Source organism: Pseudomonas benzopyrenica (assembly GCF_036884265.1).
In the GTDB taxonomy this organism is placed as follows: Bacteria; Pseudomonadota; Gammaproteobacteria; order Pseudomonadales; family Pseudomonadaceae; genus Chryseomonas; species Chryseomonas benzopyrenica.
Map to the genome: position 1 here is coordinate 3,317,003 of NZ_CP145723.1, position 14,339 is coordinate 3,331,341.

General features: G+C 68.3%; 14 protein-coding genes. 9 read left to right on the forward strand and 5 right to left on the reverse strand.

Annotation, left to right across the window (positions count from 1 at the left end; all coding sequences use genetic code 11):
* Nucleotides 1–50: 50 nt before the first annotated feature.
* Entirely contained in the window at nt 51–2,141 is a 2,091-nt protein-coding gene (locus V6W80_RS15680; protein ID WP_338544771.1) for an LTA synthase family protein, read from the reverse strand.
* Nucleotides 2,142–2,458: 317 nt separating this feature from the next.
* Between V6W80_RS15680 and V6W80_RS15685 the strand changes: the two genes are divergently transcribed.
* Genes V6W80_RS15685 through V6W80_RS15710 form a run of 6 tightly spaced genes read left to right on the forward strand, consistent with a single transcriptional unit; the run spans nt 2,459 to nt 9,090 of the window.
* On the forward strand, nt 2,459–3,418 hold the full coding sequence (locus V6W80_RS15685) for an AAA family ATPase (RefSeq protein WP_017642109.1): 960 nt from the start codon (nt 2,459–2,461) through the stop codon (nt 3,416–3,418).
* A gap of 1 nt (nt 3,419) precedes the next feature.
* Nucleotides 3,420–4,358: a DUF58 domain-containing protein gene (locus tag V6W80_RS15690; protein WP_064308312.1), complete on the forward strand. Its 939-nt coding sequence runs from the start codon at nt 3,420–3,422 to the stop codon at nt 4,356–4,358.
* Complete coding sequence (locus tag V6W80_RS15695) at nt 4,355–4,849, forward strand: DUF4381 domain-containing protein (protein WP_184286583.1); 495 nt, start codon at nt 4,355–4,357, stop codon at nt 4,847–4,849. Before V6W80_RS15690 ends, V6W80_RS15695 begins: the two co-directional genes overlap by 4 nt.
* Complete coding sequence (locus tag V6W80_RS15700; RefSeq protein ID WP_338544772.1) at nt 4,842–5,840, forward strand: VWA domain-containing protein; 999 nt, start codon at nt 4,842–4,844, stop codon at nt 5,838–5,840. Before V6W80_RS15695 ends, V6W80_RS15700 begins: the two co-directional genes overlap by 8 nt.
* Nucleotides 5,837–7,510 (forward strand): tetratricopeptide repeat protein, encoded by a 1,674-nt coding sequence (locus tag V6W80_RS15705; protein ID WP_338544773.1) that lies wholly within the window; start codon nt 5,837–5,839, stop codon nt 7,508–7,510. Before V6W80_RS15700 ends, V6W80_RS15705 begins: the two co-directional genes overlap by 4 nt.
* Nucleotides 7,507–9,090 carry a BatD family protein gene (locus V6W80_RS15710; RefSeq protein WP_338544774.1) on the forward strand — a complete coding sequence of 528 codons (1,584 nt, stop codon included), beginning with the start codon at nt 7,507–7,509 and terminating at the stop codon, nt 9,088–9,090. Before V6W80_RS15705 ends, V6W80_RS15710 begins: the two co-directional genes overlap by 4 nt.
* On the opposite strand, the gene V6W80_RS15715 is transcribed toward V6W80_RS15710, so the two are convergent.
* A complete protein-coding gene (locus V6W80_RS15715; protein ID WP_064308317.1) occupies nt 9,078–9,743 on the reverse strand; it encodes a YceH family protein in 666 nt (221 codons plus the stop codon). The two genes, V6W80_RS15710 and V6W80_RS15715, sit on opposite strands and share 13 nt — an antisense overlap.
* Nucleotides 9,744–9,941: 198 nt before the next feature.
* Entirely contained in the window at nt 9,942–10,847 is a 906-nt protein-coding gene (gene yedA / locus V6W80_RS15720) for a drug/metabolite exporter YedA (RefSeq protein ID WP_338544775.1), read from the reverse strand.
* Between the two features lie 149 nt (nt 10,848–10,996).
* On the opposite strand from yedA, the gene V6W80_RS15725 reads away from it, so the two are divergent.
* On the forward strand, nt 10,997–11,434 hold the full coding sequence (locus tag V6W80_RS15725) for an Lrp/AsnC family transcriptional regulator (RefSeq protein ID WP_338544776.1): 438 nt from the start codon (nt 10,997–10,999) through the stop codon (nt 11,432–11,434).
* A gap of 59 nt (nt 11,435–11,493) precedes the next feature.
* On the opposite strand, the gene V6W80_RS15730 is transcribed toward V6W80_RS15725, so the two are convergent.
* Nucleotides 11,494–12,270, reverse strand: a complete 777-nt coding sequence (locus tag V6W80_RS15730; protein WP_231354800.1) for a DUF2076 domain-containing protein — start codon at nt 12,268–12,270, stop codon at nt 11,494–11,496.
* A gap of 275 nt (nt 12,271–12,545) precedes the next feature.
* On the opposite strand from V6W80_RS15730, the gene V6W80_RS15735 reads away from it, so the two are divergent.
* Complete coding sequence (locus V6W80_RS15735; protein ID WP_338544777.1) at nt 12,546–13,112, forward strand: cysteine hydrolase family protein; 567 nt, start codon at nt 12,546–12,548, stop codon at nt 13,110–13,112.
* Nucleotides 13,113–13,142: 30 nt separating this feature from the next.
* A complete protein-coding gene (locus tag V6W80_RS15740) occupies nt 13,143–13,787 on the forward strand; it encodes a YciC family protein (protein ID WP_338544778.1) in 645 nt (214 codons plus the stop codon).
* Nucleotides 13,788–13,796: 9 nt separating this feature from the next.
* On the opposite strand, the gene V6W80_RS15745 is transcribed toward V6W80_RS15740, so the two are convergent.
* Entirely contained in the window at nt 13,797–14,336 is a 540-nt protein-coding gene (locus V6W80_RS15745; RefSeq protein WP_017642097.1) for a DUF2058 domain-containing protein, read from the reverse strand.
* Nucleotides 14,337–14,339 lie beyond the last annotated feature (3 nt).

Consider the following 14,339-nt stretch of genomic DNA (forward strand, 5'->3'; position numbering starts at 1 on the left):
GCCGACCAAAGAAAAGGCCGCCCGCGGGCGGCCTTTTTCATGGGCAAGGGTTACTGCCGCTGGGCGGCGGCGGCCTTGCTGTCGTTCATGCCGGTGGTGTTGCCGAGCAGGCTGGCGGTGGCGGTCTGGATAAAGGCCTCCAGGCGCTTCTGCAGCTCGGGCGCGCTGGCATCGCCCTTGAGCACCTCGCCACCGGCCTGGGTGCCCAGGTGGTAACGATAGAGCACGGCGTCACGATCGCGTGGCTTGACCAGGATGCGATCGCCGGTGACCAGGGCCACGGTCTGGTCGCTGCCCGAGGGCTTGATCACCGCCACGCCCTGATCGCCCTGGGGCAAGCCCAGCAGGTCACGGCCCCAGCACTGGTGCTGAGTCGGCTTGCCGAAGCGCGCCAGCACGGTGGGCACCACGTCGATCTGACTGCCCACGGTGTCTCGACGGGCGCCAAAGGTGTCCTGCACGCCCGGACCGATCAGCAGCAGTGGCACGTTGAAGCGCGACAGGTCCATCTCGGTGATCTGCTCGTTGTTGCCGAAGCCATGGTCGCCGAGGATGACGAACAGGGTGTCCTGGTACCAGGGCTCGTGCTGGACCTTGGCGAAGAACTGACCTAACGACCAGTCGGCGTAGCGCATGGCGGTCAGGTGCTCGTCGAGCGAGCCGTGGCCAGTGACCGGCGCGACCGGCAGGTCCTTGGGCAGCGCATAGGGGGTGTGGTTGGACAGGGTCTGCAAGAGCGCATAGAAGGGCTTGCCGTCCGGCGCCTTGGCCAGCTTGTCCAGTTCCTGCACCGAGCGATCGAACATGTCCTGGTCGGAGACACCCCAGGTCGGATCCATGAACACCGGATTGACGAAGTCCTCGCGCCCGACGAACCGGGTCATGCCCTGGTTGCTGAAGAAGCCGGACTGGTTGTCCCACTGGAAGTTGCCGTTGTAGACGTAGACGTCGTCGAAGCCACGGGTACTGAGCAGCTGCGGCAGGCCGGAGAACTGGTGCGCGCCCTCGGGCATGCGCATCAGATACTCGAAGGCCGGCAGATTGGGGAAGCAGGCCATGGTGGCGAACATGCCCTGGTGGGTATGGGTGCCGTTGGAGAAGAAGCGGGTGAACAGGGTGCCCTGCTTGGCCAGGGCGTCGAAGTTCGGCGTGATGCCGTCTTCGTTGCCCAGGGCGCCGATGTAGCGACCGGCCATGCTTTCCATGAGGATCACTACCACATTGCGCACCCTGGGCAGCTGGCCGTCGGCGGGCGGGGTATAGATCCGGCGGACGGCGGCCTTGTCGGCGTCGATCAGCTCGTCGCGCGGAGTCAGCAGCAGCTGCCGGGTGGTGGCCAGGGCCTCGGCGGCCGGCATGGTGGCCTTCCAGCTGTTGTCGCGGTGATCGGAAAAACTGTTCTCGGCGGCGTCGATCAGCGTCAGGGTACCGTTCAGGCCGAGGTGGTTGGCGAACATCGAATCGGTGGTATAGGCGTCGCCCCAGCGCAGCGGCGGCCCGGATCTCAGGGTGCCGCGGGCGGCGATGACGGCCACCACCAGGCAGAGCATGAACACCGCACCCCGGCGGTACCAGGCGGCCGGTCGCAGCGCGGCATGGCGCCGGGTGGCTCGTTCGATGCCAAAGAACACCAGGCCCAGCAGCAGGGTCGCCACCGCCCAGGCCAGCAGCAGGCGCACCACCGGGAAACCGTTCCAGATCATGCTGGTGACGGTGTGCAGGTCTTCCTGCAGGTACTGGAACACCAGGCTGTTCAGCCGCTGGTGGAATTCCCGATAGAAGTTCAGCTCGGCGACGCCCAGCAACAAACAGAGGCTGGCGGCCAGGGTGAACCAGCCGGCCTGCAGCCGGCGCGCGGCCATGGCCCTCAGGCTGAACAGGCAGAACAGCGAGGGGGCGCAGATATAGACCACCAGGCGCAGGTCGAAGCGCGCGCCATTGAAGAAGGCCTCGGCGAAGGTGGCGAAGGGCGATGCGCCGATCAGGTCGGTGTTGTAGCCCAGCAGCGCCAGGCGCAGCAGAGTGAACATGACCAGCAGCGCGAGGCCGCAGCCCAGGACGAAGCTCAGGTGGCTGCCCAGCGTCGGCAGCGGGCGAGCGCCCGCGGCGCGCGGGGTTTGGGGGACTTCCGTTTGCGACATGAAAACACCTTGTCAAAAGCAGCAGGGATTCGCGGCGGGTGGCCAGCGGCTCGGGATCGGCCACGCAGAGGCCTCGGGCGCGGTCGGTAGGCGTGGGAGTTTAACCATCCAGCGGTAGCACGCCAGTCTTGCCGCATCGCGCCATGCCGAAGCGAGACCTCTGCCGCGTCGACAGTCGCCCAGCCTGATCAGGAGCACGTCAAAATTTCGTCAAGGGCTGCTCTGGACGCGACGTCAGCGCAGGCATGGGCGGCAGCCGCCGCTTGCAGTAAAATCCAGCACCCTTGACCGCTCCAGCGCCGTATTCAGGATGCCCCATGGCTCACCGTGACGCTCTGCAGGTGCTTCGCACCTACCTGACCAGCCAGATCCTCGGCCAGGAAACCCTGGTGGAGCGCCTGCTCATCGCGGTCCTGGCGGATGGTCACCTGCTGGTGGAAGGCGCCCCGGGGCTGGCCAAGACCAAGGCCATCAAGGACCTGGCGGAAGGCCTGGAAGCGGACTTCCACCGCATCCAGTTCACCCCCGACCTGCTGCCGGCCGACATCACCGGCACCGAGATCTATCGTCCCGACACGGCGAGCTTCTCCTTCCAGCAGGGCCCGATCTTTCACAACCTGGTCCTGGCCGACGAGATCAACCGGGCGCCGGCCAAGGTGCAATCGGCGCTGCTGGAAGCCATGGCCGAGCGCCAGGTGAGCATCGGCCGCACCTCCTATCCCCTGCCCGACCTGTTCCTGGTGATGGCCACCCAGAACCCTATCGAGCAGGAAGGCACCTATCCGCTGCCCGAGGCCCAGCTCGATCGCTTCCTGATGCACGTCAAGATCGGCTATCCCGACGCCTCGGTGGAGCGCCGCATCCTGGCCCAGGCCCGTGGCGAAGCCCTGGACGGCGAGACCCTGCCGACCGAGCGCGTCACCCAGGCGGCCATCAACGCCGCGCGCCGCGAGGTGCTCGGTCTGTACATGGCCGACGCCGTGGAGGAGTACCTGGTCCAGCTGATCATGGCGACTCGTACCCCGGGCCGTTTCGACCAGGACTTGGCGCACTGGATCACCTATGGCGCCAGTCCGCGCGGCTCCATCGCCCTGGATCGCTGCGCCCGCGCCCATGCCTGGCTGGCCGGGCGGGACTTCGTCAGCCCGGAGGACATCCAGGCGGTAGTGTTCGACGTCCTCCGTCATCGCGTCATCCTGTCCTTCGAGGCGGAGGCCGCCGGCATCGACCATGACCGGGTGGTGCAACGCATCCTCGATCTGGTGGCCGTGGCCTGAGATGCCCGAGCGCGACGGCGTGACCCTGGGCCTGGCCGAGCTCATCGAGATGCGCCACCGGGTGGTCGAGGTGCAGCTGTTTTCCGCCGCCGGACGGCGCAGCCCGCTGATCGGCCTGCACCATTCACGCCTGCGCGGTCGCGGCGTGGATTTCGATCAGGTGCGCGCCTATCAGCCCGGTGACGACGTACGGGCCATCGACTGGCGCGTCACCGCCCGCACCCGGGAACCCCATACCAAGCTGTTCCACGAAGAGCGCGAGCGGCCGGTCTATCTGCTGCTGGAGCAGAGTCCGCGCACCTTCTTCGGCACCCGCCGGCAATTCAAGTCGGTGCTGGCCGGACGCCTGGCCGCGCTGATCGGCTGGGCGGTGCTGGAGCACAACGACCGCATCGGCGGCATGATCTTTGGCGGCGAACGCCTGCACGAGGTCCGCCCACGGCGCAGCAAGCAGAATCTGCTGCGCTTCTTCGATCACCTGATCAACGCCAATCGGGCGCTGCAGGATCCGGCCCTGGCCCAGGTGCCGCGCATTACCTTCAACCAGGTGCTACGCCGCGCCCGTGAGGTGCTGCGCCCCGGCAGCCTGGCACTGGTGATCTGCGACGAGCGCAGCCTAGACGTGGCCACCGAGCAGCATCTCACCCTGCTCTCGCGGCACAGTGACCTGGTCCTGCTGCCGCTTTCCGATCCTCTGGATCACGAACTACCCCAGGCCGGTCTGCTGCGCTTCGCCAGCGGCCAGGCAGAAGTGGAATTGGATACCGACCGTGCCGACGTCCGCCAGGGCTATGCCGAGCAGGCCGCCCAGCGCCGCGAGCGCTGGACGGAACTCAGTCTGCGGCTGGGCATTCCGCTGCTGCCGCTGTCCACCGCGGACGACCTGATCGAGCAGTTGCGGCATCTCTTGCGCCAGCACCGTCCGGGGTACACCTCGTGACGCCCGGGCCGCCAAGTCTGGAGCCGCTGCGGCTGCCGCCGGAGCCGGCCTTCTGGCCACCGGCGCCGGGCTGGTGGCTGCTGGTATTGGTCGTGGTGGCGCTGGGCTTCTTTCTGCGTCACCGCCATGGTCGGCGGCCCCTGGTCAGCGCGCCCCTCGTCGAGCCGACTACCGAAGAGGACCTGCGCACCACCGCCCTGGCCGAGCTGGCGCGGCTGCCGCGCCCCTATGGCGCGCCGGCCGGGCCCTGGTTGCAGGCCCTGAACGCCCTACTCAAGCGCCTTTGCCGGGCCAGCTATCCGGATCAGCTGAGCCAGACCCTGAGCGGGCGCGACTGGCTGGCCTTTCTCGATTCGCGCTGTCCGGCGGCCGGTCTGACGCGCTACATGATCCTGGTCGATGGCGGCTATCGCCCGGATTGCCGGCTGGACGACCGCGCCATCGACGGCCTGCAGGACGCCGTCGCCACCTGGATCCGCAAGCATGTTTGAATTCGCCTGGCCCTGGTTGTGGCTGCTGCTGCCGCTGCCCTGGCTGCTGCGCGCACTGCTGCCGGCGGCCGACAGCGGCCAGGCGGCCCTGCGTGTGGAATTCCTCGGTGAACTCGAACACCTCGGCGGGCGCACCCGCCATACCGGCGGCCTGGGCGGCGCCCGCCGTCTGCTGCCCTTTCTGCTGGGCTGGCTGCTGATCCTGGGCGCGGCGGCCCGGCCGCAATGGGTGGGACCGCCCCAGCCGCTGGACGTGAGCGGTCGCGACCTGCTGCTGGCGGTGGATGTCTCCGGCTCGATGGACACCCCGGACATGCAGCTGGGCGACGAGAGCGTCAGCCGCCTGAGCCTGGTCAAGCAATTGCTTGGCCGCTTCATCGACAGCCGCCAGGGCGATCGCGTCGGGCTGATCCTGTTCGGTTCCCAGGCCTATCTGCAGGCGCCCCTGACCGCCGACCGGCGCACGGTGCATGCCCTCCTCGAAGAAGCCCAGATCGGACTCGCGGGGCGCAACACGGCGGTGGGCGACGCCGTGGGCCTGGCGGTCAAGCACCTGCGCAAGCGCCCGGACAACAGCCGCACCCTGATCCTGGTCACCGACGGGGCCAGCAACGGCGGCGTGCTGACGCCCGCGGTGGCAGCCAGCCTGGCGGCCAGCGAGCGGGTGCGCGTCTATACCCTGGGCATCGGCGCCGACCCGGATACCCTGGGTGCCGGCACGACGCCCAGCGACCTTGACGAACCCATGCTGCGGCACCTCGCCGAGGTCACCAACGGCGCCTACTTCCGGGTGAGATCCAGCGCCGAACTGGCCGCCGTGTCGCACCAGCTCGACCGTCTCGAACCCATCCGCCAGCAGCCGGACCAGGCCCGTCCCACCCGCGAGCTCTATGCCTGGCCGCTGGCCGGGGCGTTGCTGCTCGGCCTGGCCCTGGCCCTTGGCCGCCTGCCGTGGCCACGGCGCTGGCGGCGCGGAGGCAAGGCCACATGAACGACTGGCTGCCGCTGTTCCTGCGTCCCTGGTGGCTGCTGGCGCTGCTGCCGGTCGCTCTGGTGATCTGGTCACTTCGCCAGCGCCGCCATCGCCACGGGCGCTGGCAGGCGCTGCTGCCGCCGGCGCTGCAACCCTGGCTGCTCAGCGACAGCGAGCGCCAGCGCTCGCCCCTCGGCCTGGTGCTGCTGGGTCTGGCCGGCCTGCTGGCCTGCCTGGCCCTGGCCGGCCCCAGCTGGCAGCAGGGCGAACAGCAGAACTTTCGCCGCAACGATCCGCTGGTGGTGGTGCTGGCGCTGACGCCCGACCTGCTCGCCACCGACGTCACCCCCAATCGCCTGCTGGCGGTGCAGCGCAAGTTGCAGGACCTGCTCAGGGCGCGCCAGGACGGCGAGACCGCCTTCGTCGTCTATGCCGGCAGCGCTCACACCCTGGTGCCCCTGACCGACGATCTGCCGACCATGGACAATCTGCTCAAGGCGCTGCGGCCGTCGATCATGCCGGTGCCAGGCCAGCGCGCCGACCTGGGCATCGCCCAGGCCCTGGAGTTGCTCGGCCCGGCCCCCAGTGCCAGCGCCCGACTGCTGCTCATCGCCAGCGACCTGGATGACCGCGAACGGCAGGGGATCGAGCGTCAGTTGCAGGGTCGGCTGCGCCAGCTGGCGATCCTCGGTCCGGGTACGCCTCAGGGCGCCCCGGTGGCCGCCGAGACCGGCAACTACCTGAGCGATGCCGCCGGCGGCATCCGCATCGCCCGACTGGACGAAGGCCACCTGCAGGGCGTCGCCCGCGAGCTGGGCGGGCGCTATCAACGTCTGCAGCGCGACGACAGCGACCTGCGTCGCCTCGGTCTGCTGGAACGCCCCGACGCTGTGCGGGCCGGCGATGGCCAGGGCCCCTCGGACTGGCGCGACCAGGGCTACCTGCTGCTCCTGCCCCTACTGCTTCTGGTCGCCTGCGGTGCACGCCGCGGCTGGTTGCTGTGCCTGCCCTTCTGCCTGTTGCTGACGCCGCCTCCCGCCCAAGCCGGCAGCTGGGACGACCTCTGGTTGCGCCGCGATCAACAGGCCCTGCAGCTGCTGGCCGACGACCAGCCCGCGGCGGCCGCCGACCTCTTCACCGACGAGCGCTGGCGCGGCGTGGCACGCTATCGCGCGGGCGACTTCAGCGGCGCCGCCGCGGCCTTCGCCCGGGATCCGTCGGCGGACGGCCACTACAATCGCGGCAATGCCCTGGCCATGGCCGGACGCCTGGAAGAGGCTCTGCGCGCCTACCGGGCGGCGCTGGTGTTGCGCCCCGATCTGACCGCTGCCCTGCGTAATCGCAACCGTCTCGAACGCCTGCTCGCCCAGCGCGCCGCGGCCCAGGCCGAGGCCGCCGCCCGCAGTCGCAAGGCGCAGAACGCCAGCCAGAGCAGCGCCCAGGCGGACGAGCCGGCCAGCAGCAGTACCTCGCCGTCCACGGCGACCGCTGCGGCCAGTCCGCAGCAGCAGGCCCAGGCCGGCGCGGACTGGCTCGTCGCGCCGGCCTATGCCGAAGATCCCCTGGCGGAAGAACAGCGTCAGGCCGCCGAGCAATGGCTGCGAGAGATTCCCGACAACCCGGCCGAGTTGCTGCGCCGCAAGTTCTGGTACCAGCAACAACAACGCGAGGAGAACGCGCTGCAATGAAGTCCCATCCGTTGCTGCTGCCCCTCATGCTGCTCGCGCCCCTGGTCCAGGCGGCGGATCTCAGTGCGCGCCTGGAGCGTAGTCAGCTCAGTCAGAATGAGACCCTGGAACTCATTCTCGAGACCACCGATCCCGCCCAGTTCGGCAAGCCCGATCTCGGCCCACTGGACCAGGACTTCCGGGTACTCGGGGTGCGACAGAACAGCCTGCCGCCCGGCGAGCGGGTGACCACCCGCTGGAACGTGACCCTGCAACCCAAGGCCAGCGGCGCCCTGACCATTCCCGCCCTGACCCTGGGCGGCGCCCGCAGCCAGCCGCTGACCGTCACCGTGGAGGCCACTGCCGCCAAGCGCCAAGCCCGCGAACCGGTCTATCTGGAAGCCGCAGTGGAGCGCACCCGGCTCTATGTGCAGGCGGAAACCATCCTGACCATCCGCCTCTACCACGCCGTGGCGCTCTATGACGACCATGTGCTCACCCCGCCCAACCCCAGCGAGGCGCGCGTGGATCTGCTGGGCACCCCGCAGGTCTACGAGCGCGACGTCGAGGGGGTACGGCATGGCGTGATCGAATGGCGCTACGCCATCCATCCGCTGCAGAGCGGCACCCTGGTGCTGCCGCCCCAGACCTTCAGCGCCACCCTGGCCGGCGGTCTCGACGACAGCTCCCGTGCCGGTCAGCCGATCCAGTTACGCACCCCCGCGCTGACCCTGGAAGTCCTGCCGCAGCCGGCCAGCTATCCGCCGCAGACCCCCTGGGTGCCGGCGCGCAGCCTGACCCTGACGCAGCAATGGAATCCCGCGCCGGCAGACGCCCGCGAAGGCAGCGCCCTGACCCGCACCCTGCAGCTGCGTGCCGAAGGCCTGGCGCCCGGTCAGCTGCCCCCGCTGGTATTGCCCGATATCGAGGGCGTGAAGCGCTATGCCGAGCAGCCGCGGCTGTCCCTGCAGACCCAGGCGCGCGGCCTGGTCGGACAGCGCGAGGAACGAGTCGCCCTGATACCAACGTCCACGGGGGACAAGGTCCTACCGCCGGTGGAGGTGGTCTGGTGGAACACCGAGACCGATACCCTCGAACGCGCCACCCTGCCCGCCCAGCCGCTGGTGGTCGCCGAAGATCCGACTCTGCAGCCCGTAGCGGCTCCGGCCGCCACCCAGATCAGCGTTAGTGCCAAGGGACTCTGGCGCTGGCAGTTGGCGACGGCCTTCTTCGCCTTGACCACGCTGCTCGGCTTCGGCCTCTGGTGGCGCGCCCGCCGCCAGCCAGCGGTATTGCCGACGGTCCCCGATCTCGACAGTCGCCTGCAGCGCGAAGAGCTGCGCCGTGCCTGCCAAAGCAACGATCCCCATGTGACCCGCCACGCCCTGGACGCCTGGGCGCGGCAGCAGCCGGAAACCCTGGCGGCCATGGGCGCGCGATTCGAGCCCCTGGCCGCTGCCCTCGACGATCTCAATGGGGCGCTCTACAGCGAAGCCGGTCAGCGCTGGCAGGGCGAGACGCTGTGGCAGGCGATCAATGCCCTGCCGCCGCTGACGCCCGCGGCCGTGCACGATACCCTGCCGCCGCTCTATCCGCGCTGAGCGGCCTCCTCCAGCCGCGCCAGGCGCTCTTCCAGGGCGACGACCCGGGCTTCCAATGCCTCCAGTCGGCCTTCGCGTCCGCTTGCGGACGGACTGCCTTCGGCGGCGCTGCCGAGCTGGGCGACCTGGGCATCGCGGTCCGCCGCATTGCCGAACAGATGCAGATAGCGCTCTTCACGCTGACCGGGTTGCCGACCCAGGCCGGTGGCCAGACCGCGAGCGATCAGGCGCTCCAGGTGGTGGCGCACCTGCTCGGTATCGTCGAAGGCATGCATCCGACCGCTGCGGGCAAGGAGCTCGCCCAGGGTCTGGGGGCCCCGCAGGAACAGCAGCGCGCAGAGCACCCACTGGGGCGGCGGTAGCTCCAGGGCCTTGTCCAACCGCTGCTCCCAGCGATCCGCCCGGCTGCCCATGACCAGGCGCGCCAGGCCGCGTTCTTCCAGACGTCGCAGTCCCTGCCCCACTTCGCCCGGGGTGAGGTTGAGCACCGGCTCGCGGCTGGTCTTCTGGTTGCAGGCCAGCACCAGGGCATTGAGGGTCAGGGGATAGCTTTCCGGCGTGGTCAGCTGCTTTTCGATGAGGCTGCCGAGGACGCGGATCTCGCTGGCTTCGAGCGGCTCTTCGGCAAAGGCGGGGGTGACTGCTTGGCTCATGGCGGACTCCGCTGGGATGACGCGCCAGCCTAGCCTGCCCTCTGAGCCTGTTCAACGTCTCGCGAGTTAGAGCCAAGCAAGGCGAAAATGGCTGAGGAAGCGGAGTTTACGAGCGGTAAATGAGCATTCCGACGGGGCTGGCCTTCCAGGCCTTTTCAACGCAGTTTGGCCGACGCGCAGCAGACTTTGATCAGGCTCTCAGCGCCGTCGCCACTGCGGCAGCCCGATCAGCACCACCGCGCCGACGATGACCAGCATGGCCAGCATTTCCGCCGGACCGATCCGCTCACCGGCGAACAGGGTGCCCAGCAGCACCGCTACCACCGGATTGACGTAGGCGTAGCTGGTGGCGGCGGCCGGACGTACCCGCCCCAGCAGATAGAGATAGGCGCTGAAGGCGATCAGCGAACCGAACACCACCAGATAGCCCAGCGCCAGCCAGCCGCCCAGGGCCGGCCAGTGCTGCAGGCGCTCGCCGCTAAGGTAGCTGGCGCCGAGCAGCACCGCACCGGCCACCAGCATCTCCACCGCGCTGGCCATGGCCCCGCGTGGCAACGGCAGATAGCGACTCCAGATGGAGCCGAAGGCCCAGGCCGCCGCCGCGAGCAGGATCACTGCGGCCCCCAGCGGCGTGGCGCTCATGGTATCGCCCAGGTTGAGCAAGGCGATCCCCACCAGGCCCAGAGCAATACCGGCCCACTCCAGCAGGGTATTGCGCTGCCCCCAGAGCAGGCCGAACAGCAGGGTGAACAGTGGGACCGTGGCGATCGACAGCGCGGCGATACCGGAGGTCACGCCCCAGTGCTCGGCCAGGGTCACGCCGCCGTTGCCCACGCCCAGCAGCAGGATGCCGATCACCGCGGCCGCCGCGGTCTCGTGCGCTGTAGGCCAGGGCGCCCCACGCAGGCGCAGCCAGCCCAACAGCAGACTCCCCGCGATCAGGAACCTCAGCCCCGCCATCAGCAGCGGCGGCCAGTGGGCCACGCCGATGCGGATCACCAGATAGGTGGAACCCCAGACCACATAGAGCGCGAAAAAGGCCGCCAGCAAGGGCAGCCAAGTGGGCAGGCGCGGCACGAGGCAGGGCGAGGGGGAGGTGTCCATGCGCGAGAGATTCCGGAGAGGTCAGGCTGACATTGTAGGAGCGCGCGACCGGACGGCTAAGATACAGTCGAGATAGAAAGGGCCTAACCAGCCTTTGATTCAGCAGACTTTAAGGACAGTGACCTTCGATTCGAAGGCAGGAAACGGAAATGGACCATATCGATCGCCGCCTCATCGACCTGCTGCTGGTAGAGGGGCGCGCCAGCTACGCCGACCTGGGTCGCCGGCTGGGTCTTTCCGCGCCGGCCATCGCCGAGCGCATCGCCAAACTCGAGGACGCCGGCATCATCACCGGCTATGGCGCCCGCATCGATCGCCGTGCCCTGGGCTACGGCACCGAATGCCTCATCTCCCTGCGTCTGCACAGCACCAGCCAGGGACCGTTGTTGAAGAAACTGGAAGCCCTGCCCCAGCTTCTCGCCTGCCACCGGGTCACCGGCGAGGACTGTCTGATGCTGCGCGCCGCCGTGCGCGACATGAGCGAACTGGAGACCCTCATCGATACCCTCACCCAATTCGGCATGAGCCGTACCGTGGTGGTGCTGTCGACACCCTTCGAACGCCCGCTGCCGCTTGCCTCCAGCTGAAAGCGCCGACAAAGAAGCCCTGGGGCCTCACGGCACCAGGGCTGGCTCGACACGACAGGCTAGATGAAGGAGTCGTCGTCGCCACTGTCGTCGAGGAAACCGCCGCCGGTATCGCCATAGTCGGCCGCATCCTGGAAGCCGCCGTTATCCTGGTAGCCGGCATCCTGGAAACCACCACCGTTGTCGTAGCTGGCGTTGTCCGCCCAGCCACCCTGGGCGCCGGCATCGGCCAGGCCCTGATCGGCGGCTGGGGTCTCGTTGATGACGTTGACGATCTCCTCGGGTTGCGAATGATGGAACAGCCCCGAGATGGCCTGGGCCGCCAGCACGCCACCGGCGACCCCGGCCGCCGTCTGCAGCGCGCCGCCCATGAAGCCGCCCATGCGCGAGGGCGCCGCCTGGGGCGCGCCATAGCCCGGGGCAGGCTGGCCATAGCCGGGATTGGGCTGGGCATAACCTGGAGTGCCAGGACGTGAGGCCGCCGGACCAGGATCGTTCCAGCCCCGCGACGGCGCGGCATTGACCGGTGCCTGACCACCCGTGGGCTGATTGCTACCGCCGCCGAACAGGCTGGAGAGAAAGCCGCCGCTGCTTGGACGATTCTGCTGGACCTGGGCCATCTGGCTTTCCAGTTCCTTGACGCGCTGGTCCAGGCGCTTGATGGCGGCCTCCTGGATCAGCATCGCCTGGGCCATGTAATAGGGCGCTGCGGGCTGCTCGCGCAGGCGCTGCTGGATCAATGCCTCGGCTTCCCGGTCACGGGGCGCCGTCTGGGCTTCCGTGGTCTTGAGACGGTCGAACAGACCTTCGATCAGCTGGCTTTCTTCGCGTTGCATGATGACCCTCCCGCAGACGGTCTACTGGTGGCCTTCCCCTGGGAACGGCCTGGATGTCGAAAGGCGCAAGGTTGTGCGCCGTTATGCCAGATAAAGGCGCAGTGGTCGCTTTTCAAGTTGAGTCCACACGGCATTCAGCAGGGGTTCAGCCAGTGACCCGCGGATGCCCTTTCCATCTGAAGAGCCGCCCTAATAGGTAGTTCCGGGTGGGCATCCATGACTGGACAACCGGCCAGGACTGCGGGAGCCTGAGCCTTTGCCAGCGAGGCCTCCCCATGCCGCCCCTGCTCATCCTGATCGACCAGCAACAGGGGATCCGCGCCCCGCACCTAGGGCCGCGCAACCATCCCGATGCCGAACGGCGCATGGCCGATCTGCTGGCGGCCTGGCGTCAGGCCCGGGCGCCCCTGCTGCATGTCCGGCACCTGTCGCGCAGTCCGAGTTCGGTCTTCTGGCCGGGCCAGACCGGGGTGGAATTCCAGCCAGCTCTGGCGCCCCTGCCCGGCGAGCCGGTGTTCGACAAGCAGGTCCCCGACGCCTTCGCCAACAGCGGTCTGGAGCGCTGGCTGCACCAGCGCGGCATTGCGTCGCTGCTGATCTGTGGCGTAGCCAGCGAGAATTCGGTGGAAGCCACGGCGCGCAGCGCCGGCAATCTGGATTTCACCACCTGGGTCGCCGAAGATGCCTGCTACACCTTCGCCAAGCGCGACTTCGCCGGGCAGCCGCGCAGTGCCGAAGAAGTCCATGCGATGGCCATGGCCAATCTGCACGGCGAGTACGCCACCGTCACCTCCAGCGCGGCCATGCTCGAACGCCTGCGGACGACCGGGTCGCCCTGCTAGACTGCCCTCCTGCCCGTCTGGAAGAGCTGCATGAACCCTGTCGATATCCTGCGCGACTCGCTGTCTTTCTTTGCCCGCAATCTGCGGCCCCTGGCTGTCCTCACCCTGCCCTGGCTACTGCTCGAAGCCCTGTTGCGCTATCAGGTGCTGGAACGCTTCGGCGTCGAGGGCGGGCTGTGGGACATGCTGGTCAGCCTGCTCTGCTATCCGCTGTACACCGCCGCGCTGCTGATCTTTCTGGAAGCACGCACCCAGGGCACCACACCGCGTCTGAGCGGCGCCTGGGGCGCCGCCCTGCTGCTCTGGCCACGCTTCGCCCTCCTCGCGGCCCTGACCTCGGGGCTGGTGATGCTGGGCTTTTCGCTGTTGATCGTGCCGGGCTTCCTGATCATGGCCAAGCTGGCCTTTGCCGAGAATCTGCTGGTCCTTGAAGGACGGGCACCGCTGGACGCCCTGCGCGGCAGTCTGCGTCTGAGCCGCGGGCACTTCTTCACCCTACTGGCCTGCATCCTGGCTACGGTGCTGCCGGCCTGGCTGCTCGACGCCTGGATCACCCGGCAGTTCGCCGAGGCCGCGGTGCCGGAGATCATGCTGCAAACCCTGTCGGGCTTTCTGCAGCTGATCCCCAGCATCGCCGTCTATCGCATCTATATGCTGGTCAGACAGAACGCCTGACCCGCCGCCTTACCACATCAGGTCGTCCGGCACCTGATAGGCCGCGTAGGGATCGTCCGGATCCGGCTCGCCGCTCTGCACGTTGAGCAGCACCACGCGCTTGGGATCGCGTTCCTGGATGCGTTCGGCGGTAGCCCGCGGCACCACCTCGTAGCGGCCTTCGTAGCGCACGATGGCCAGGCTGCCCTTGCTGAGCTTGTCCCTCATCATGACGTTGACCGACAGGCGCTTGACCTTCTTGTCGTCGACGAAGTTGTAGTAGTCCTCGGTGCTCAGCTTGGGCAGGCGGCTGGTCTCGATCAGCTGCTTGATCTGCGCCTGCTCGGCCTTGCGCTTCTTCTTCTCTTCCTGGGCACGGTTGAGTTCCTGGTCCTTGGCCAGTTTTTCCGCCTGGGCCTGCTGGACGGCCAGCTCTTGGGAGCGGTCCTTTTCCGTCTGCCCACGATGCTCCATGCGGGTCTGCTTCTGCTTTTGCTTGACGGCCTGCTTGGCCTGCTTTTCATTGACCAAGCCGGCTTTCAGCAGTTGGTCGCGTAGGGACATGCTCATCGA

Coding starts and splice junctions, on each gene's coding strand:
- V6W80_RS15730 (WP_231354800.1), bottom strand. CDS start 12,270: ATGCAACGCGAAGAAAGCCAGCTGATCGAAGGTCTGTTCGACCGTCTC.
- V6W80_RS15745 (WP_017642097.1), bottom strand. CDS start 14,336: ATGAGCATGTCCCTACGCGACCAACTGCTGAAAGCCGGCTTGGTCAAT.
- V6W80_RS15710 (WP_338544774.1), top strand. CDS start 7,507: ATGAAGTCCCATCCGTTGCTGCTGCCCCTCATGCTGCTCGCGCCCCTG.
- V6W80_RS15705 (WP_338544773.1), top strand. CDS start 5,837: ATGAACGACTGGCTGCCGCTGTTCCTGCGTCCCTGGTGGCTGCTGGCG.
- yedA (WP_338544775.1), bottom strand. CDS start 10,847: ATGGACACCTCCCCCTCGCCCTGCCTCGTGCCGCGCCTGCCCACTTGG.
- V6W80_RS15700 (WP_338544772.1), top strand. CDS start 4,842: ATGTTTGAATTCGCCTGGCCCTGGTTGTGGCTGCTGCTGCCGCTGCCC.
- V6W80_RS15715 (WP_064308317.1), bottom strand. CDS start 9,743: ATGAGCCAAGCAGTCACCCCCGCCTTTGCCGAAGAGCCGCTCGAAGCC.
- V6W80_RS15685 (WP_017642109.1), top strand. CDS start 2,459: ATGGCTCACCGTGACGCTCTGCAGGTGCTTCGCACCTACCTGACCAGC.
- V6W80_RS15740 (WP_338544778.1), top strand. CDS start 13,143: ATGAACCCTGTCGATATCCTGCGCGACTCGCTGTCTTTCTTTGCCCGC.
- V6W80_RS15735 (WP_338544777.1), top strand. CDS start 12,546: ATGCCGCCCCTGCTCATCCTGATCGACCAGCAACAGGGGATCCGCGCC.
- V6W80_RS15725 (WP_338544776.1), top strand. CDS start 10,997: ATGGACCATATCGATCGCCGCCTCATCGACCTGCTGCTGGTAGAGGGG.
- V6W80_RS15680 (WP_338544771.1), bottom strand. CDS start 2,141: ATGTCGCAAACGGAAGTCCCCCAAACCCCGCGCGCCGCGGGCGCTCGC.
- V6W80_RS15690 (WP_064308312.1), top strand. CDS start 3,420: ATGCCCGAGCGCGACGGCGTGACCCTGGGCCTGGCCGAGCTCATCGAG.